This window comes from Pseudoalteromonas sp. P1-26, from assembly GCF_001401795.1.
Lineage (GTDB): Bacteria > Pseudomonadota > Gammaproteobacteria > Enterobacterales > Alteromonadaceae > Pseudoalteromonas.
Map to the genome: position 1 here is coordinate 53301 of NZ_LKDX01000008.1, position 20276 is coordinate 73576.

Annotated in this window: 14 protein-coding genes; 11 read left to right on the forward strand and 3 right to left on the reverse strand. The window is 42.5% G+C overall.

Annotated elements, in window-relative coordinates; genetic code table 11:
- The first annotated feature begins 21 nt into the window (after positions 1-21).
- The 10 genes from AN394_RS06410 (at position 22) to AN394_RS06455 (ending at position 13355) form a co-directional block, all read left to right on the forward strand.
- Entirely contained in the window at positions 22-675 is a 654-nt protein-coding gene (locus AN394_RS06410; protein WP_055021035.1) for a peroxiredoxin-like family protein, read from the forward strand.
- A 55-nt stretch (positions 676-730) separates the two neighbouring features.
- Positions 731-1423 carry a haloacid dehalogenase type II gene (locus AN394_RS06415; protein ID WP_054561992.1) on the forward strand — a complete coding sequence of 231 codons (693 nt, stop codon included), beginning with the start codon at positions 731-733 and terminating at the stop codon, positions 1421-1423.
- Between the two features lie 202 nt (positions 1424-1625).
- Complete coding sequence (locus AN394_RS06420; RefSeq protein ID WP_054561341.1) at positions 1626-2831, forward strand: efflux RND transporter periplasmic adaptor subunit; 1206 nt, start codon at positions 1626-1628, stop codon at positions 2829-2831.
- 14 nt (positions 2832-2845) lie between these two features.
- Entirely contained in the window at positions 2846-6019 is a 3174-nt protein-coding gene (locus AN394_RS06425; RefSeq protein ID WP_055021036.1) for an efflux RND transporter permease subunit, read from the forward strand.
- A gap of 105 nt (positions 6020-6124) precedes the next feature.
- Positions 6125-6718, forward strand: coding sequence for a PilZ domain-containing protein (locus AN394_RS06430; protein WP_054561991.1), 594 nt, complete (start codon positions 6125-6127; stop codon positions 6716-6718).
- 84 nt (positions 6719-6802) lie between these two features.
- Positions 6803-7861: an agmatine/peptidylarginine deiminase gene (locus AN394_RS06435; RefSeq protein ID WP_054561339.1), complete on the forward strand. Its 1059-nt coding sequence runs from the start codon at positions 6803-6805 to the stop codon at positions 7859-7861.
- Positions 7854-8747, forward strand: a complete 894-nt coding sequence (locus tag AN394_RS06440; protein WP_055021037.1) for a carbon-nitrogen hydrolase — start codon at positions 7854-7856, stop codon at positions 8745-8747. The genes AN394_RS06435 and AN394_RS06440 overlap by 8 nt, the downstream gene beginning before the upstream one ends.
- Before the next feature lie 29 nt (positions 8748-8776).
- On the forward strand, positions 8777-12250 hold the full coding sequence (gene mfd / locus AN394_RS06445) for a transcription-repair coupling factor (RefSeq protein WP_055021038.1): 3474 nt from the start codon (positions 8777-8779) through the stop codon (positions 12248-12250).
- Positions 12250-13080, forward strand: coding sequence for a peptidoglycan binding protein CsiV (locus AN394_RS06450; RefSeq protein WP_055021039.1), 831 nt, complete (start codon positions 12250-12252; stop codon positions 13078-13080). Before mfd ends, AN394_RS06450 begins: the two co-directional genes overlap by 1 nt.
- A gap of 11 nt (positions 13081-13091) precedes the next feature.
- Positions 13092-13355, forward strand: a complete 264-nt coding sequence (locus AN394_RS06455) for a hypothetical protein (protein ID WP_054561990.1) — start codon at positions 13092-13094, stop codon at positions 13353-13355.
- Positions 13356-13404: 49 nt separating this feature from the next.
- Here AN394_RS06455 and AN394_RS06460 read toward each other — a convergent pair whose 3' ends face one another.
- The 3 genes from AN394_RS06460 to AN394_RS06470 all read right to left on the reverse strand — a co-directional run bounded on the left by AN394_RS06460 (position 13405) and on the right by AN394_RS06470 (position 18491).
- Complete coding sequence (locus tag AN394_RS06460) at positions 13405-14781, reverse strand: hypothetical protein (RefSeq protein ID WP_054561335.1); 1377 nt, start codon at positions 14779-14781, stop codon at positions 13405-13407.
- Positions 14782-14889: 108 nt separating this feature from the next.
- Complete coding sequence (locus AN394_RS06465; RefSeq protein ID WP_055021040.1) at positions 14890-17481, reverse strand: TonB-dependent siderophore receptor; 2592 nt, start codon at positions 17479-17481, stop codon at positions 14890-14892.
- A 590-nt stretch (positions 17482-18071) separates the two neighbouring features.
- Positions 18072-18491 (reverse strand): hypothetical protein, encoded by a 420-nt coding sequence (locus AN394_RS06470; RefSeq protein WP_055021041.1) that lies wholly within the window; start codon positions 18489-18491, stop codon positions 18072-18074.
- 346 nt (positions 18492-18837) lie between these two features.
- Here AN394_RS06470 and ccoN point away from each other — a divergent pair, with 346 nt between their 5' ends.
- Complete coding sequence (gene ccoN / locus AN394_RS06475) at positions 18838-20271, forward strand: cytochrome-c oxidase, cbb3-type subunit I (protein ID WP_036967883.1); 1434 nt, start codon at positions 18838-18840, stop codon at positions 20269-20271.
- Positions 20272-20276: the final 5 nt, after the last annotated feature.

Genomic DNA, 20276 nt, shown 5'->3' on the forward strand with positions numbered 1-20276 from the left:
TAAAAAATGATTGGAGTATGTATGTCTTTAAAAACCCAAATCGACGCATTTGAAGTGCAAAAGAAAGCCAATGTCCCAGCTGATATCTTAAATTTGATGGATGTCACGACTGAAAAACTGATTGCAGAACAATTAAGTAAACATGCTTTAAAAGTCGGTGATAAGTTTCCAGCATTTGAATTACCCGACAGCAAGGGCAAACAAATCAGCTCGACTGAATTGCTAGCGAAAGGCCCGCTTGTACTGAGTTTTTACCGTGGTGGTTGGTGCCCGTATTGTAATTTAGAGCTTCGTGCGCTTAACAATATGCAACAAGCATTTGCTGATCAAAATGCACAGTTAGTTGCTGTTTCGCCGCAGTTACCTGATGAAACACTGTCTACCCAACAGCAAAACGAGCTGGCTTATACGGTGCTTTCTGATGTGTCTAACTCTTTGGCTAAAAAGTGTGGCTTGGTATTCACCTTAGATGAACGCTTAATCCCAGTTTACGATCAACTTGGTTTAGATATTCCAAAAGCCAATGGTGACGAAAGCTACGAATTACCACTACCAGCAACCTATGTTATTGATTGCCAAGGGGTGATCCAATTTGCATTTGCTCATGAAGATTACACATTAAGAGCAGAGCCTTTAGATGTTCTTAACGCTGTTAAGGCACTAAATCATGTTTAAAAAAGTATTTTTTAGTCTAGTTTTATTGGTAACCCTAACTTACTCGGGAGGCACAATGGCAGAGTCTCAACACCAAGCTAAACCAAAAGTAATTGTGTTTGATGTCAACGAAACCTTGCTTGATCTTGAACAAATGCAAAGCTCAGTCGCTGAAGCGCTTAATGGCAATACCCAGCTATTACCGCTTTGGTTTTCGACCATGCTGCATCACTCCTTAGTGAGTACGGTGTCTAATGATTATCATGACTTTGGTGAAATTGGCGTTGCTGCACTGATGATGGTGGCAAGTAATAATCAAATTTCCTTAACTAAAGAGCAAGCAAAGCAAGCGATTGTGCCACCGCTTTTATCTTTACCTGCCCATACTGATGTTAAACCAGCGTTGGCACAATTAAAGCAAGACTATAAACTGGTCAGCTTTACAAATTCGTCAAATAACGGTGTAAAAGCGCAGTTTCAACATGCTGGCTTAACAGATTACTTTACTCACCGTTACAGTGTTGAAGATATTAAAGTGTATAAACCCGATCTGCGCGCTTACAAGTGGTTGCTTGAACAATTAAATGTAGCGCCTCACGAAGCTTTAATGGTTGCTGCGCACGGCTGGGATGTAGCAGGCGCTAAAGAAGCGGGTATGCAAACAGCGTTTATCGCAAGGCCCGGTAAAGCGCTTTACCCACTGGCAAAACAGCCAGATTACATTGTTAAAAACCTTGAAGAGTTAGCCTCTTTACTAACGAAAAAGTAAAAAACGATTTAAACCGTTATATCAACGCAAAGCGAAAATGCTTTGCGTTTTTTTGCGCCTAACAAAAAAGTAAACTACAGGGTGTACCTTTCTCTTTTTTGGGTATAAACTAAACGCTAAATGAATATGCATAGTGACGTCTTTCTTGCTAATAGACTATTTTTTATGCATACCTACTTAACAATTGGACTGTGGAGTAAACATGCGTCTGCCTTTCGCACCTGCCAAATTATCATTATCTGCGTTGTTATTAGTTTCTGCTCCTTTGCTACTGCAAGGTTGTTCTGAAGCGCCACAGCAACAACAGGGTCAAATGCACCCCGCTGCTGTCGCGACTATGACAATGGAAACTCACGATGCCCCTTTTACGATTGAGCTGCCAGCGACGCTGTCTGGTTCAAAAGAGGTTGAAGTTCGTGCCCGTGTCACCGGTATTCTTGAATCACGCAACTTTGAAGAAGGTCAGCGTGTAGAGCAAGGCCAATCATTATTTACAATTGACCTTGAACCTTATCAACTTGCGGTTGACCGAGCGCAAGCTGCACTTGATGGTGCAAAAGCAGCGCTTGTTCAAGCTGATCGTGACGTTAAACGATTAGCTAAACTACGTGCCGAAAAGTCTGTTTCACAACGTGATTACGATAACGCAAGCTCAGCCAATGATATTGCTAAGACAGATTTAGCCGCTGCAAAAGTTGCGTTAAAAGAAGCACAACTAAATCTTGAATATGCGCAAGTAAAAGCCCCTGTCGCAGGTGTAATGGGACGTGAGTTTGTTTCTGAAGGAACCTATGTTTCTGGTCCAGATTTATTACTGACTCAAATGACTCAATTTGACCCTATTCGTATTCGCTTTGGCTTATCTGAGCGTGAACAACTACAAATGCGTCAAGATGTTAAAAATGGCTCACTAACATTACCTGAGCAAGGCCATTGGAAAACACAAATTAAACTGCAAGATGGCTCGTTATACGGACAAACCGGTGAAGTTAACTTCTCTGATGTGCGTATTAATCCAAACACAGGTACCAGTGAGTTTCAGGCAATTATTCCTAACCCTGATTTTCAACTTCGCCCGGGCCAATTCGTTCGCGTTGAGTTAAGTGGTGCAGTACGCAAAAACGCTTTCATTGTTCCGCAACGTGCAGTACTTGATAACGGCACCGGTAAGTTTGTTTATGTAGTAAGTAAAAACGAGCAAGGCATGGATGTCGCTTTACCTGCCCCTGTTACTGTAGGTGAGTGGATAAAAAAACCAGAAAACGAGCAATACCAAAACTTTTGGTTAATTCGCAGTGGTTTAAAAGAAGGCGACCAAGTTATTGTTGATGGCATGGCACGTATTTTCTTCCCGGGTATGCCAGTCAATGTTGGCCAACCTGCCGCTAACCCAAGCCACGCAGAATAAGCACAGGGAGTCTTATGTTTTCTCGTTACTTTATAGACAGACCCATTTTTGCGTTTGTTATATCTATTGTTATTGTGCTTGCGGGCCTTGCTGCGATGCGCAGCTTACCTGTGGCGCAATATCCTGAAATAGCACCACCGGTTGTACAAGTAACCGCAGCCTACCCGGGTGCATCTGCCGATGTACTTGAACAAACGGTTGCGACACCGATTGAAAATGCCATTACCGGTGTTGAAGGCATGATGTATATGTCTTCAACGTCAACCAGTGCAGGTTCAACCACCATCGAAGTTACTTTTGAAATTGGCACTGATGTTGACCAAGCAGCTGTTAACGTAAACAACCGTGTTAAGCAGGTTGAAGCGCGTTTACCTGAAGAAACACGCCGCCAAGGTGTGGTAGTTCAAAAAGGTTCTTCTAGCTTTTTACAAGTTCATGCCTTTTACTCACCAGATGGAACACGTTCGAGTTTATGGACATCAAACTATGTCACTATGAACGTGCTTGACCGTGTTAAACGTATTCCTGGCACCACCAGTGTACAAATTTTTGGTGCCAAAGATTACGCAATGCGTATTTGGTTGCGCCCTGATGTGATGAGCCAGTTAGGTGTCACTGTTGAAGAAATTGCAGGGGCAATTCGCGTACAAAACTCGCAATACGCAGCAGGTAAAATTGGTGCGACGCCTACTACACAATCTCCTCAAGAGCTGGTTTACAGTGTAACTGCACAAGGGCGTTTGTCTGAGCCTGAGCAATTTGAAAATATCATTATTCGTTCAAATACCGATGGCAGTAGTTTACGCTTAAAAGACGTAGCCCGCGTTGAGCTTGGCTCAAAAGACTATAACTTCAAAGGGACAATTAACGGTAAAGAAGCGGTACTGTTAGGTATCTTCTTGCAACCAGGAGCAAACGCTCTTGATGTAGCTGAAGAAGTAAACAGTGTTATTGAAGAAATGAAAAGCCAGTTCCCGACCGGCCTTGCTCATTTAACGTCATACGACACAACCCGCTTTGTTGAAGTCTCAATCCGTGAAGTTGTAAAAACACTACTTGAAGCCATGGTATTGGTATTCTTAGTAGTGTATTTATTCTTACAAAACTGGCGCGCAACGCTTATTCCAACCCTTGCAGTGCCAGTATCACTACTGGGCACATTTGCCGGTATGTATATGCTGGGTTACTCAATTAACTCACTCACCTTATTCGGTATGGTGCTATCGATTGGTATTGTTGTTGATGATGCCATCGTGGTACTTGAAAACGTTGAGCGTATCATGCACGAAGAAGGGCTAGGTGCTAGAGAAGCCGCTGTTAAAGCGATGGGTGAAGTAAGCGGCCCGGTGGTGGCAATTGTTTTAGTACTTTGTTCAGTGTTTGTGCCAATTGCGTTTTTAGGAGGCTTAACCGGTGAGCTATTCCGCCAGTTCGCTATTACTATTTCGATTGCAGTAAGTTTATCGGGTGTCGTTGCTTTAACGATGACGCCAGCCCTTTGTGTACTTATTTTAAAACAAGAACACAAGCAAACTGCCCGCTTCTTCTTGTGGTTTAACGACATGTTTACCAAGATCACCGGCCGTTACGTAGGTGCTGTTGGATTTATGGTGCGCCGTGGTCTGTTAGGGCTGATCTTAATGACAGGTATGATTGCCGCAACGATTGGCCTTTGGCAAAACACCCCTGGTTCACTTGTGCCAGATGAAGACCAAGGTTATTACATCTCTGCAATCTTCTTACCTGACGGTTCATCACTTGAGCGCACTGAGCAAGTCACACAACAGGTTGTTGAGGCCGTACAATCAAACCCAGCAAACGAAAACGTGGTGGCGTTTACCGGCTTTGACTTTATTGGCGGTGGTTACAAAAACAGCGCTGCAACCTTATTCGTGACACAAAAGCATTGGGATGAGCGTGAAGTTGATACCAAAGCTTTGGTACAAGAGCTCTTCATGAAAACAGCAGGTATTAAAGAGGCGCTCGTTCTTGCCTTTAATCCTCCGGCTATTTTTGGTTTAGGTAACACAGGTGGTTTTGAGTTTTATATTCAAAACAAAGGTGATAGCGATCCAGACAAACTTCAGCATGCAATGCAGTTGATGACAGCTGAAGCACAAAAGAGCCCTACCATCAGTGGCCTACAAACACTTTGGCGCCCTGATGCACCACAGCTACGTGTTGATGTTGACCGTGAACAAGCCCGCGCCATGGGTGTAGAAATTGATGATGCGTTCACTGCCCTTGCAGGTAACTTAGGTACTTATTACGTTAACGACTTCAATAAATTTGGTCGCGCATGGCAAGTACTAATGTCTGCAGATGCTGAGTTTAGAATGAAGCCTGATGACATTGGTCGTATCTATGTTAAAAACAACCAAGGTACTATGGTGCCGCTTTCAGCCTTTACCACTATCGAGTATAGCCGTGGCCCTGAAAATCTTAACCGCTATAACAACTTACCTGCTGTTAAACTGATGGGTAATGCAGCGCCGGGTTACAGCTCAGGTCAAGCTATTGCTGAAGTTGAGCGTATTGCACAAGCAGTATTACCACATAATATGACCTACGAGTGGACAGGCTCTGCATTCCAAGAGAAACGCAGTTCAGGCACCACAGGAATTGCCTTAGGCCTTGCTGTGATCATGGTATTTTTGATTCTAGCAGCGCTATATGAGCGTTGGTCACTACCACTGTCTGTGATGCTTGCCCTGCCATTTGGTACCTTTGGTGCGCTTATAGCAGTTTGGGTTGTTGGCATGACAAACGATGTGTACTTCCAAATTGGTCTAGTAACACTACTTGGTCTTGCCAGTAAAAACGCGATTCTTATTGTTGAATATGCTTTGATGAAACATCAACAAGGTTGGAGCGCAAGTACGGCTGCACTTGAGGCTGCACGTTTACGTTTTCGACCAATCATTATGACTTCGCTTGCTTTCATTTTAGGCGTTGTGCCTTTAGTACTTAGCTCTGGCGCAGGTGCAGGTGCCCGCCACAGCGTTGGTACCGGTGTAATGGGCGGTATGATGGCAGCGACATTCCTTGCAGTATTCTTTGTGCCGCTGTTCTTTTATTGGTTAACGGCGCGAAAATTAACTGAAAAACGTTCAAGACAAGAGCTTGCTGATGAGATAGCAGAACATCATCAACAAGAACATGTTAAAACCCAAGAGGGTAACCTGTAAAAAATGAAGGGCAAACAATGAGTTTGCCCTTTTTTTTGATTATTTGATTACTAGCAATTTACTGCTTCGAACGCTAGTATTAAGGAAAGATGTGTGGAGTACAGCATGAATAATCAAAAATTAGCCGAATTTGAACAGTTTTTTCAAATCAACGAGAGCAACCGTGTCAATTTATATGCGGTTGAACCTAGTGCTGTGCCAAAAACCAATGCTGAGCTCGAAGCGGATATCCCTGCCCTATTTAAACTTGCCAACGAAGTAAACGAACTTGAGCAAACAAGCTTACGACCACTGCGTAATCTGGGTGATGTTGCACAAGAACTCGCGGCCTTTTTACAAGCGCAGTCTCGTAAAATTGATTTAATCATGAGTCACATCTTAGCCTCAGAGCAGCCTGACGATAACGCAAACTATTGCGATAGTTATGGAGGTGGTGGTGTAAAACTTACCTCAGCTGATGTGTATGAATTAGGACAAACATTTCGTACTAAGTTGTTCTTGCAGCACGAAGCATCTGCCATTTATTGCTATACCGAATTAGTCGCCATTGAAAAATGCGATGATGATAAATACCAATACACATTATTGTTTACTGCCATTCGCGATGCTGACCAAGATTTAGTCGTAAGAGCAGCCCTGCACGCACAAACACGCCAACTTAAAAAACGTCAGCAAGAAAACAATCAGCAAGACAGTTAAAAATCACGCTTTATCGCGCACAAAAAGCTGACATCTATGGCTAAAATGCTAAACTAGCCCCACCTTAGTTTGTTTAATACCTTCATGAAATTTAGACTTTTACCTGAATGGGCTGAGCAAGATGCCGTTATGCTCACTTGGCCTCATCAAGACACAGATTGGGCTGCAAATTTAACCGCTGTTGAGCCTGTATATGTAGCACTTTGCCAAGCAATAAGCCAACAACAAGATGTTGTGATTGTGGCCCATGATAATGCTCTCAAAGCACATATTGCAGCTTTACTTGCAAATGCAGAGGTTGATGCTAATCGCATTCACTTTGTGGTTACACCCTGTAACGATACCTGGGCACGTGACCATGGCCCATTGACCTGTGCAAATATTGATGACGCAACTCAATTAAAAGTAATGGATTTTATTTTTAATGGTTGGGGCAATAAGTTTGCAAGTGATCTTGATAACCAAATTAATCAAGTACTTGTAAAGCAAGTCGCATGTCCTAAAAATGGTTATCAGCAAAGTGAACTGGTTCTTGAAGGCGGTGGCGTCGAGATCAATGAACACGGCGTGCTACTCACAACCAGCGAGTGCTTATTAAACCCAAATCGTAACCCAGAACTCACAAAAGCAGATATAGAACAAACGCTGGTCGAGCAACTGGGTGCGACCTCTTTTCTTTGGGTTGATCACGGTTATCTTGCAGGTGATGATACCGACAGCCATATTGATACGCTGGTACGTTTTGCACCAAACAACACCCTTGTTTATGTTAAGTGCGACGATAAAAATGATGAGCACTTTGCAGCCCTTGATGCAATGGAAAAGCAACTGCAATCATTTAAAACAGCAGAGGGTGAAAACTACACGCTGATTGCCTTACCTTGGCCAAAAGCTGTGTTCGATGAAGATGGTGACAGATTACCTGCCACATACGCTAATTATTTAATTATCAATAAAACCGTTTTAGTACCAATTTATGGTGATGAAAACGATCAACTGGCGCTTGGTCAGGTTGCCAAAGCATACCCAGATCACACTGTGGTGGGTATTAATTGTGTGCCAATTATTCACCAATTTGGCAGCTTACACTGTATTACAATGCAATTACCGCGCGGCTTTTTAGCAGGAACAAACAATGACTAAACCAACGCATTTAAAGGTTGCTCTTGTTCAGCAATCAAACACCGATAATGCTCAAGACAATATGGCAAAATCAATTGCTGGTATTCGTGATGCAGCAAGCCAAGGCGCTAAGCTTATTGTTCTTCAAGAGCTACACCGTAGCTTGTATTTTTGCCAAACCGAAGATGTAGACGTTTTTGATTTAGCAGAAACAATCCCGGGCCCAAGTACAGACGCCTTAGGTGCACTTGCCAAAGAACTCAATGTGGTGATCGTGTCATCATTATTCGAAAAGCGTGCTACAGGACTTTATCACAATACTGCTGTGGTGCTTGAAACTGACGGCAGCATTGCCGGTAAATACCGTAAAATGCATATTCCTGATGACCCAGGCTTTTACGAGAAGTTTTATTTTACACCGGGTGATTTAGGTTTTGAGCCTATTCAAACCTCTGTTGGTAAACTAGGCGTATTAGTGTGTTGGGATCAATGGTTCCCAGAGGCTGCACGCTTAATGGCAATGGCCGGTGCTGAAATTTTAATTTACCCAACAGCCATTGGCTGGGACCCGCGTGATGAAAAAGACGAGCAAACACGTCAAAAAGACGCCTGGGTTATTTCACAACGTGCTCATGCAGTTGCCAACGGCGTGACTGTGATCAGTTGTAACCGTGTTGGCCACGAAAGTGATCCAAGCGCTCAAAGTAAAGGTATTCAGTTCTGGGGTAACTCGTTTATCGCAGGCCCTCAAGGTGAAATCTTAGCCGAAGCGAACAACAGCGATGAGCAATTATTAGTTGTTGAATTAGACCAAGCGCGTAGTGAAAACATACGTAGAATTTGGCCTTACCTTCGTGATCGTCGCATCGATCACTATCAGGACTTAACCAAGATTTATCGAGACTAAGCAGTAAAAACAGTTTAAAGGAGTAGTAAATGGCGTTTGCGCAATGGGCAGCATTGCCTTGGGTAAAATCTGAAAAAGATAAAATTCAATGGGGACAACTTACCGGTAGCGGGCTTAGCATCGCTATCGCAGAAGGTGTAAAGCAACACAACGAGCTGGTTGTGATTGTCACCCCAGATACACCAAGCGCCCTACGCCTTGAAACTGAACTCGAATTTCTGTTGCCTGAAAACCCAGTCATGGTCTTCCCTGACTGGGAAACACTCCCTTACGATCATTTTTCGCCACATCAAGATATTATTTCAGCGCGCTTAGCCACGTTAAATACCTTAAAAAAAGAACAGCAAAGCGTATTAATCGTGCCAGTTTCGACCTTGATGCTGCGTACTGCCCCTGCTTCGTTTATTTATGGTTCAACCCTTAACTTTAAAGTGGGCGATACCCTAGATACCCACACATTGCGTGAAAACTTAGAACAAGCGGGCTATTTACATGTACAACAAGTGATGGAGCATGGTGAATACGCGATTCGTGGCTCTATCGTTGATTTATACCCTATGGGTAGCCCGCACCCATTTCGTTTAGACTTTTTTGATGATGAGCTCGACAGCATTCGCTTATTTGATGTTGAAAGCCAGCGCTCAGATGAAAAGGTCGAAAAGATTGAGTTACTGCCAGCTCACGAGTTTCCAACTAACGACTCAGACATTGAGCGTTTTCGTATCAACTATCGTGAACAATTTGGCGCAAGCTCTGAACAAGACTCAATTTATATGCAGGTGACTAAAGGAACCTGGCCTGCGGGTATCGAATATTACATGCCACTGTTTTTTGATGAATTGGCAACTATCTTCGATTACTTACCAAGTAATACAACCTTTATGCATTTTGGTGATATCGAGCATGCTGCTGATCAGTTTTGGCATGATGTGAATGTACGGTATGAAAACCGTCGTGTTGATCCGCTCAGACCTTTACTTGAACCTGTAAAGCTGTATCAAAGTGTTAATGAACTATTCGGTGAATTTGGTAAATACGCGCGTATTCGCTTATCACAAGCAAAATTAGGCACCAAAGCGGGTCACACCAACCTTGCTAGTAAAGAGCTGCCAAATGTTCGTATTGATCATAAGTTACATGAACCTTACCAAGGTTTAATTGACTATGTTGCCAGTGAGAAAAAACAAAAAGGCCGCGTGCTGCTCTCGGTTGAATCGGATGGCCGCCGCGAATCATTACTCACCTTATTAAAGCCAAGTGGTTTAAAGCTTAAAGAATTTGAATCGTTTAGCGATTTTACCAATAGTTCCAGTGATGTTGGCCTAATTGTTTCGCCACTTGAGCAAAGTGTGGTGTTAGACGGTAAGCCGCGTTTAACTATTATCACAGAGCAAGAATTACTAGGCATTAAGGTCTCGCAACGTCGACGCCGTAAACACAAATACGAAGCCAGCCAAGATGCACTTATTCGTAACCTTGCTGAGCTACGTGAAGGTCAACCTATTGTGCACCTTGATCATGGTGTAGGCCGCTATCAAGGCCTAGAAACCATTGATGCTGCTGGTGTGATCACTGAGTTTGTTACGATCATCTACGCCAACGAGGCAAAGCTTTACGTGCCTGTTTCAGCGTTACATATGCTGAGCCGCTATTCAGGTGGCGAAGAAGCCTCTGCCCCGCTTCATAAGTTAGGCTCTGATGCGTGGGAAAAAGCAAAAAAACGTGCCGCTGAAAAAGTGCGTGATGTGGCTGCTGAACTCTTAGATATTTACGCTAAACGCCAAGCAAAGCCCGGCAATAAATTTAAGCTTGATGGCAGTGCTTATCGTCAGTTTAGCGACAGCTTCCCATTTGAAGAAACTGACGATCAACGCAACGCCATTGAGTCTGTGCTCGGTGATATGCAAAGTAAGCAAGCGATGGATCGTTTAGTATGTGGTGACGTTGGCTTTGGTAAAACCGAAGTTGCAATGCGCGCAGCCTTTGTGGCCGTGAATGATAACAAGCAAGTTGCGGTACTTGTACCAACCACACTACTTGCACAGCAACATTATGAAAACTTTAAAGACCGCTTTGCCGATTTACCAATTGAGGTGGGTGTTTTATCGCGCTTTAACTCAACCAAAGAGCAAAAAGACACCCTAGATAAAATGGCTGAGGGTAAATTAGATATCGTAATTGGTACTCACAAGCTTATTCAACAAGATATTCAATTTAAAGATTTGGGCTTATTGATTGTTGACGAAGAGCACCGTTTTGGGGTGCGTCAAAAAGAAAAAATCAAAGCATTACGTGCAGATGTCGATATTTTAACGCTCACAGCGACCCCTATCCCACGTACATTAAACATGGCAATGAGTGGTATGCGTGACTTATCAATCATAGCTACACCGCCTGCGAAACGTTTAGCGGTTAAAACCTTTGTAAGACAAAGAGATGCTGAACTTATTCGCGAAGCAATTCTACGTGAGATTAAACGCGGTGGTCAGGTGTATTTCTTACACAATAATGTTGAAACCATAGACCGAGTTGCTGAAGAAATTAGCGAATGGGTACCTGAAGCCAGCGTAACAACCGCACATGGTCAAATGCGAGAACGCGAGCTTGAACAAATCATGAGTGATTTTTATCACCAAAAATATAACGTGATTGTGTGTACCACTATTATCGAAACCGGTATCGATGTACCCACTGCCAACACCATTATTATGGATAGAGCAGATAAACTCGGTCTGGCACAACTGCATCAGTTACGTGGTCGTGTTGGCCGCAGCCATCACCAAGCGTATGCATACCTACTCACTGGTAACCCTAAATCACTGAGTAAAGATGCGGTTAAACGATTAGAAGCTATAGAGTCACTTGAAGACTTGGGTGCAGGTTTTGCGCTTGCAACTCATGATTTAGAAATTCGTGGTGCTGGTGAACTGCTTGGTGATGATCAATCAGGTCAAATGCAAACCATTGGCTTTAGTTTGTATATGGAAATGCTTGAGCAAGCGGTTAACTCCCTCAAAGAAGGTAAAGAGCCAACCCTTGAGAACTTATTAGGTCAGCAAACTGAGGTTGACTTAAAGCTGCCAGCGTTATTGCCTGATGATTATATTCATGATGTAAATGCTCGTTTAGGTATCTATAAACGCATTGCAAGCTGTGCTAACCTCAATGATATGGACGAGTTACAGGTAGAGCTGATTGACCGTTTTGGTCTACTACCTGACGCCACAAAAAACTTATTCAGTTTGCAACAATTAAAACTGCAAGCAAGTAATATTGGCATTAAGAAGATTGAAGCAAACCCGAAAGGCGGTTATTTTGAGTTTAGCCAGCATACAAAGGTTAACCCTAGCTTCATTATAGGTTTGATACAAAGTGCACCGCAGGTGTATAAAATGGATGGCGCAAACAAACTGCGCTTTGCAATTAGCGAAGCCAACGCTCGCGAACGCTTAAAAATGGTCACTGCAATGATTGCAGATTTCGAAAAAAAGGTTAGCCATTAATGTTGTTTAGAAATAGTTTACTACTGCTTTGTTGCTTATTTACAAGCTCGTCATTTGCAACACGTTGGTTCGAAATTGAAGTTCTTATTTATAAACAGCGCCCAGCCCCCTACTTACAGGAAGATTTCAGTTTAAAACACGATGAAATCAAGGCTAAGCGTAGTGAGGATCTATTATCTCCTGCATACACAGAGCAGGCAAAACAGGCTTGTATTGAAGGTGATAGCCGCTTTCGCAGTGATTCTTTCACAGATTCTTTAGTCAATAGCAATCCTCACTCAAACGTGTGTGATGACAGTGTTGATTTTTTAGCAAGCTATAATCAACTGCCTGTGACACCCGTTGTAGAACCCCGTGAAGACACTGACGACATTTATTTAATGGCGCCAGAACAATTACAGTTTGTTGAACAAAAAAATCAGCTTGATAAAAAAGGCTTAACCCCAATTTTACACACCGGCTGGCGTTTTCCTGAAATGAGTGAAAAAAGAGCACCGAGTATCCGCCTCTTTGCCGGCGAGCACTTAGTAAAACACGCAAGTCCTGTAGAAGAAAACAACGATTTTATTAGTTTAGTCGGCCCTACTGAGCGCTACATTCCCGATCAGCTGCAAAATGTGCCTGAGTGGGAATTAGACGGTTTAATGAAGATTTATGTTCGTCACTACCTGTTTATAAACGCAGATTTTGATATTAGTCAGCGCTTAGAAACTGGTGATTACGAAAAAGCACGTTTTTCACAATTCAAACGTGTGATCAGTAACGAGATACATTATTTTGATCACCCACGTATGGGGATGATCGTGCAAATAAGACGCTACAACCATTAATGGATACAATTATGAAAAAATATATGGCAATTGCAGCAACGGCTGCGGCACTTACTTTAGCTGGTTGCTCAAAAGTAAATTTAGAGAACTACGAAAAAATTGAAATTGGTATGGATAAAACTGAAGTTGAAGCTATTTTAGGTTCAGCGGATAAGTGTGAAGAAAAGACACTACACACTAACTGTATCTGGGGTAACAAAGATAAAAACATCGAAATCACCTTAGTATCAGACAAAGTGTCGCTTTACAGCAAAACAGGTTTAGACGCTAAATAAACCGAAATGGGTGGCCAAGGCCACCCTTTCATCTTTCATCTTTCATCTTTCATCTTTCATCTTTCAAAATGTCAGTTTGCGAGTAAATACGCTCAATATTGACAATTTTGCTGCGATTTAACGTAATCTTGTAGCGCTGATACAAAGTTTCATCTTCGCTTTGTGTAAACACTAATACCACATTTAACTGATAACGCCTCTCTACGGCTTTCTTAGAGATTTTATTGCTATCTAGATGATAGAGCTTACCTTCACCCCGCTTTAAATAGCGAGCAAACGGTGCCAAGCTAAATTGCATGGTTTGTTGCAAGGTATCGTAGCCAGGTAAAAACTCTTTAGCGTTAACTTGTGTTTCGCTTGCAAAATGCAGCCACTGAGCAGCCTGTTTATTTTGATGGCGGCGCTTTGAAAAAATTCTTCTTACCGCTTTAGGCAGGCGTTTAAAACTGGTGTATTCAAGCCAAATGTATTGGCTGGCAATTTTGTCTTTGGTTATGCTGTTTTTAAATTGAAAGCGCCATTTAGGTCGCCCTCGTACGATAGCTCGCCAGATCACCCGTGTTATGTCTTCTTTAAATATTTCACGAAGACCATAAATAACACCCAAGATCAAAATCAACGTCGCTGTTACTTCGGTAAAGTTTGAGCGAGCATTTAACACAACCAACATCACAAAGGCCATGATCACAGCGGTCACCGTGCCCTTTACCATACGTTTTAAATAACTGTTTAAGTGACGCGTGCTACGTGTAAGCACCACTCCATGCTCAATCAAACGTTGTAATAGGCGCATTTTGTTGGTGATACGGTTGGCATCTTCAAGTGTTGATTGCGAATTATATTCTTGCTCTTCACGGTAACTGTTTTCAGCTTTACAAAACTCTAATAGCTCACTGCGCTCTTTTGCAAAATCACTACTGCGCGGCCCTTCATCCAGTAGTTTCAAAAATGACTGCTCTACATGCCAGCTTAAGTAGTTATCAGCGTTTTTATAAAATGGCAGTAGCTTTTCATCATCTGGGGTGTAGCGTCTTAGTTTTTTCAACAAGCCTTTGGTTTGCTCGCACAACTCAATGGCTGCAGGGTAAAACTCATCGGCTTCTTGGTGTTTTAGGGTGTCTTTAATATCGGCATTCAGCGCGAGTCGAACTTGATAACAATATAAGTTTAAGTTTTGCCGATAATCTTGCTGTTCACCTTTGTTTTTACTAACAAAGCGGCTTCTAACTAAGGGTAAGTGAATGTTGTTAGCGTTATACGCAAGGTGCGATTTAAAGTTATTATTAAAGAATGATTCTTCGCTCAGTGTTTGTGGGTTAACACTCATTTCATTCGGAATGGAGAAATACAGGTCGAGTCGTTGCTCTGTGCGTGGTTTAAGCTCAGGCTCAATAATAAAAGATAAGTTTTCGTCTTGTTTAAGCAATATCACCTCGTTTGTTAAAAGTACCTCTATAGTTTACGCGTTGATAGGCTTTCAGACAATAAAAAAGGCCCAGTAAAAACTGGGCCTTAGTAATCATTTCAAACTAGATTAGAACTTGATGTTCATACCAGCGAAGAAACGACGACCTAGTACATCGTATGTGTACGGGTCAGTGTTTGAGTCATTGTTACCTGAGTAGTAAGGTGCTTGCTTATCGAATAAGTTGTTAACACCTGCAGAGAATGACACTGTGTCGTTCAGGATGTATGAACCGCTGATGTCGTGGTATACAACAGTACCAACGCTTGGTACTAGACACTCGCTGTCGTCAGCAAGACATGCGTAGCTGTCTAGGCCGTCGATCATACGTGCTTGGTATTGTGCATCCCAGTTGTCGCCAGACGCGTTAAGAGTGAAGTTAGACTTAACTTTCGCGTAGCTACCGATACCTGAAGTTACAAGACCTGTGTAATCGATTGTGCTTGTGCCTGAATCAACGATGTACTCATCAAGGATTGTTACATCAAGACCTGTGCGCCAGTTAAGACCTGCAGCTTCAAATGCATACTTGAAGTTTACGTCGTAACCTTTAGTAGATTCATTACCAATGTTTTGTAATTGGTTGTTGAAGCTAATGCGACCAGTGCTTTGGTTGAAGTTGATTGCAGAAGACTGACATAGAGCAGTATCTTGGTTCTTGTATGCGCCAGTAGAAGCATCAAGACAGTTTTCAACGATGTACTGGTTGTTTACGCTTGAAATTGAGTTTTCAATTTCGATTTCGTAGTAGTCAACAGTCATTGAGAAACCGTCGAACCATTCTGGAGCGTATACGAAACCAGCAGTTACTGTATCAGCAAGCTCTGGCGTTAATTGGTCGTTACCACCAACAGTTACTTCAGCTTGGTCTTGTGCACCAGGGAAGTTAACTTGTTCGAATGAAGGTGATTTACCTTGGTAAAGCTCAGATACTGTCGGAGCACGGAATGCAGTTGAACGAACAGCACGTAGCATTAGTTCGTCGTTTACACGCCAAGTTAGACCTAATTTCCAAGTTTCATCTGAACCAAATGTGCTGTAATCGAATGCACGAACAGCAGCGCTTAAGTCAACCATTTGAGCAAATGGTGCGTCAGCTAGAAGTGGAACAGCGAATTCAACGTAAGCTTCGTTTACGTCAAAACGACCACCAGTTGGTTCAACACGTGGGTCATTTGCAAGACCTTGTGAAGTTAGTGAATCTGGAACGTACCATGCTTTTTCTTCACGACGCTCGATACCAGCAGCGAAACCAACATAACCAGCAGGAAGTTCCATTACTTCACCGTTAAGGCCAGCAGAAAGAACTAATAATTGGCTACCACCTGAGTTGTTTTCAGTGTAGTTGTATTGTGCAAGGTTGCTACCTGACCAATCAGCTTGGTTAAGAGGGTTGAAAGTACCCTCTTCGATTGCGTCTTGGATTGAACCCATGTTAAGTAGGTTAGTTGCGCGGTCAACTGAGTCGTTACGACCGAATACTACTGAAGTATCCCATCCCCAACCGTTGTCGAATGCACCGTCAAGACCGATTACTGCACGTACAGTGTCAACAACTTGCTCATAGCCACGAGGACCTACGTCAGTCATACGACGACCGTAAGAGATGTCTTCACCGTCAGCTACGCCGTGAGAAAGAAGTGAATCACCCATTGCGTCTGCATCGTAAGTGAAGTCAAACCATACTGGCTGTGGAGCCATTTGTTGAGTTGACCAACGCTTAGAGTAAGTGAACTCAGAAACTAAACGCGTTTCATCAGTTACGTCAAAGTGGCCGATACCTGTTAGGTTTAAACGACGCATTGGCGTGTAAAGGTAGCTTGTTGCTGAGTAGTTGTAAGCATCACCTGCTGAAGTGAAATCGTGCCACTCGCCGTCTGCTTGACCTTGTAAGCTTGCATTTTCAGCCCAAACGTGGCCGAAAGGCGTGTAAGAAGAACCACCACAGTAGAAGCTACCGTTTTCGTAATCTTCTTCGATTGGACAATCAGAGAAATCACGGTCTGCTTGAGAAGCGTCGCCACGGTCAGTGTATTGTAAACCAATTACAACGTTACCACGGTCAAAGCTTGAACCCATTGTGATATCGAAAGACGTTTCGTCTGCATCGCCTTCACCAGTGATAGCACCGTTAAGGTTCATGTCTAGACCTTCGAAGTCGTCTTTTAAGATGATGTTAACAACACCAGCTACCGCGTCAGTACCGTATACAGCAGATGCGCCGTCTTTTAGTACTTCAACTTGCTTGATCATTGATACTGGGATTGTGTTTAAGTCAACAGTAGATGCTGCGCCAGTACCAGAGTTGATCATACGACGACCATTTACTAATACTAGAGTACGTTGTGCGCCTAAACCACGTAGGTCAACACGTGCGTTACCGCCTGAACCGTTGTTAACAGCAGGGTTAGTCATCGCACCGCTTGCTGCAGTCATTTTTTGTAGAACGCCATCGATGCTTGATGCACCCATTGCTTTGATGTCATCTGCGCCGATTAAAGTTACAGGACTAGACGTCTCCATATCGGTACGCTTAATGCGAGAACCTGTAACTTGAATTTTTTCAATAGACTCTGCTGCATCATCAGCAGCTAAAACTTGCATGCTTGAGAACATTGGGATTGCTGAAACAACAGCTAAACCAAGAATTGATTTTTTCATGTGAAAACCCTACTTGTTGGAAATTTACCTTTAGTCAGGTAGCGCTCGTTATTATTAGAATCACGAGTCAGCGGAGGGCAACTTAGGCCCAGTTAACTGAACGAAAACTGAATGACAGGTTAAAGAAAAAACAACCCAAAAATAGCGTATCCATTTTAGGTAATAAGGTTTCACGATGTATCAATGTTAACAGAAAAAAACACTGCCACATCAGCAAGCTAACATTATTAAGTAGCAAAAAAAACACGATTGAAATCAATTGCACGCACTTTGTAATCAAGTGTAACTAAAGGCCGATTAGTGCTACAAATGAAATTTTTACAAGTTGATCACACAACGTTATAAAAACCGTAAAAGCTTGGTAAGACTGCTAACCATAGTTATTCACTAAAATTAACTAAATAGACAAAGTTAGTCCGTTAAACAGTGTATTAGAGGAAGAATTTTTGTTTTTGTTCCGTCAGTTTGCAATACCGTATAAAGATACGACTAATAAAGAACATTAAAGTAGAAAAAGATGACGAAGGAATGACATAAATCACAGCTTTTAAATAATCAAAAGCTGTGATCAACAATAATAAGGGAAGATGTTATCGAGTTTGCAGTGAATCGAAATAATAAAGCAAAGTTTGTGGTTGATTGTCACCAGTAGTATAAGTGAGCATCATTTTCCAGGTCATTACAGGCTCAGAGCATGCGCCAACCATAGTATCAGCAACCCAAACTTGACCTGTCTGTTTAAACTGCAGTGGAATAAAACCCATATACATAGTGACCCCTTCAAGTTTTGCAGAGAGGTTTTTAGCATCTTTCGGCAGCTTTAGGTTGATTGCAAAAGGCAGCTCAGGGCTGACATCTGGGTTGCTCAGCCAAACTTCTGCATTATTAGGGTAATAACAATGACTATTGTTCTCACAACTTGTACTTGTGCTGCCCTCTTCTATACTTTGGCTATCACATGCAGCTAAAAATACACTGAAAAGGAAAACGGGTAATAAACTAGTTCGCACTCTATTTGCCTGTATAAAATAAAAGCGGATACTAGTGAGCTACCCGCGAAAAGACAACCATGCTAGATGGAATAAGCTAATAAAAATACAATCTCTGACAAAAAATAACCAACAAAGCGCTAAAATTTGATTGATGTCATAATTTTATGCAATTGACCTATCTTTTTAAGGTCAAAAATTTTATCATTTCCATCGCAAAAATAAGGGTTTCTCGAGTTTGTTTTCTGAAGCTAGCACCGCTAAGTTGGCTTTAGGTAACACGCTTGTGAAGTAATAGTAGGCCCCACTTTGTATAAAAGTGGGTAATTCATTTCTAAAACGCATTTATTGCAGCGGAAGCCAGAAAATGAGCCAAACAGTAGCATCACAAACTGAGTACAATTATAAAGTTGTACGCCAATTCGCTATTATGACAGTGATTTGGGGCATCGTTGGCATGAGTGTTGGGGTTCTGATTGCTGCCCAATTAGCTTGGCCAGCACTTAACTTTGATACACCATGGTTAACTTACTCTCGACTACGTCCGTTACACACGAACGCAGTAATTTTCGCATTTGGTACAAGTGCACTTTTTGCGACGTCTTATTACGTCGTACAACGTACATGTCAAACGCGCCTTTTCTCAGATAAACTAGCAGCCTTCACCTTCTGGGGTTGGCAACTTGTTATCGTACTAGCAGCGATTACCTTACCATTAGGTATCACCAGCTCAAAAGAATACGCTGAACTTGAATGGCCAATCGATATTCTTATCGCCGTTGTTTGGGTAACTTACGCAGTTGTATTCTTTGGTACGTTAATCAAGCGTAAAGTATCGCACATCTATGTTGCGAACTGGTTCTATGCTGGTTTCATCATTACTGTTGCCGTTTTACACATTGTAAACAGCATGGCAATTCCAGTTTCACTAACTAAATCATACTCTATCTACGCAGGTGCTGTAGATGCAATGGTTCAGTGGTGGTACGGTCACAACGCTGTTGGTTTCTTATTAACTGCTGGTTTCTTAGGTATGATGTACTACTTCGTACCAAAACAAGCAGGTCGCCCTGTTTACTCTTACCGTTTATCGGTAGTTCACTTCTGGGCTCTTGTTTCTTTATACATCTGGGCAGGTCCTCACCACCTACACTACACTGCGCTTCCAGACTGGACGCAAAGCTTAGGTATGGTTATGTCAGTAATCCTATTCGTTCCATCTTGGGGTGGTATGATCAACGGTATCATGACGTTATCAGGTGCATGGCATAAACTACGTACTGACCCAGTACTTCGTTTCTTAGTTGTTTCTCTATCTTTCTACGGTATGTCTACGTTCGAAGGCCCAATGATGGCTATTAAGTCAGTTAACGCGCTTTCTCACTACACTGACTGGACTGTAGGTCACGTACACTCAGGTGCACTAGGTTGGGTTGCAATGATTTCTATCGGTGCTATCTATCACCTAATCCCTGCACTATTCTCACAAGGCCGTATGTACAGTGTTAAACTAGTTAACACGCACTTCTGGTTACACACTGTTGGTGTTGTTCTATACATCGTAGCAATGTGGATTTCAGGTGTAATGCAAGGTCTAATGTGGCGTGCAGTAAACTCAGACGGTACGTTAATGTACAGCTTTGTACAGTCATTAGAAGCTTCGTATCCGTTCTATATCATGCGTTTCCTAGGCGGTGTATTCATCGTAACAGGTATGCTAATTATGGCTTACAACGTTTATCGTACTATTGCAGCGAAGAAAGATTCGCTTCAATTAGACGCTGACGCACAATTGGCATAATGGAG

Bases quoted from the DNA above. Each gene is read 5' to 3' on its own strand.
- AN394_RS06420 (WP_054561341.1), top strand. From the start codon at position 1,626: ATGCGTCTGCCTTTCGCACCTGCCAAATTATCATTATCTGCGTTGTTA.
- AN394_RS06425 (WP_055021036.1), top strand. From the start codon at position 2,846: ATGTTTTCTCGTTACTTTATAGACAGACCCATTTTTGCGTTTGTTATA.
- AN394_RS06430 (WP_054561991.1), top strand. From the start codon at position 6,125: ATGAATAATCAAAAATTAGCCGAATTTGAACAGTTTTTTCAAATCAAC.
- AN394_RS06415 (WP_054561992.1), top strand. From the start codon at position 731: ATGGCAGAGTCTCAACACCAAGCTAAACCAAAAGTAATTGTGTTTGAT.
- AN394_RS06435 (WP_054561339.1), top strand. From the start codon at position 6,803: ATGAAATTTAGACTTTTACCTGAATGGGCTGAGCAAGATGCCGTTATG.
- AN394_RS06465 (WP_055021040.1), bottom strand. From the start codon at position 17,481: ATGAAAAAATCAATTCTTGGTTTAGCTGTTGTTTCAGCAATCCCAATG.
- AN394_RS06440 (WP_055021037.1), top strand. From the start codon at position 7,854: ATGACTAAACCAACGCATTTAAAGGTTGCTCTTGTTCAGCAATCAAAC.
- ccoN (WP_036967883.1), top strand. From the start codon at position 18,838: ATGAGCCAAACAGTAGCATCACAAACTGAGTACAATTATAAAGTTGTA.
- AN394_RS06410 (WP_055021035.1), top strand. From the start codon at position 22: ATGTCTTTAAAAACCCAAATCGACGCATTTGAAGTGCAAAAGAAAGCC.
- AN394_RS06450 (WP_055021039.1), top strand. From the start codon at position 12,250: ATGTTGTTTAGAAATAGTTTACTACTGCTTTGTTGCTTATTTACAAGC.
- mfd (WP_055021038.1), top strand. From the start codon at position 8,777: ATGGCGTTTGCGCAATGGGCAGCATTGCCTTGGGTAAAATCTGAAAAA.
- AN394_RS06455 (WP_054561990.1), top strand. From the start codon at position 13,092: ATGAAAAAATATATGGCAATTGCAGCAACGGCTGCGGCACTTACTTTA.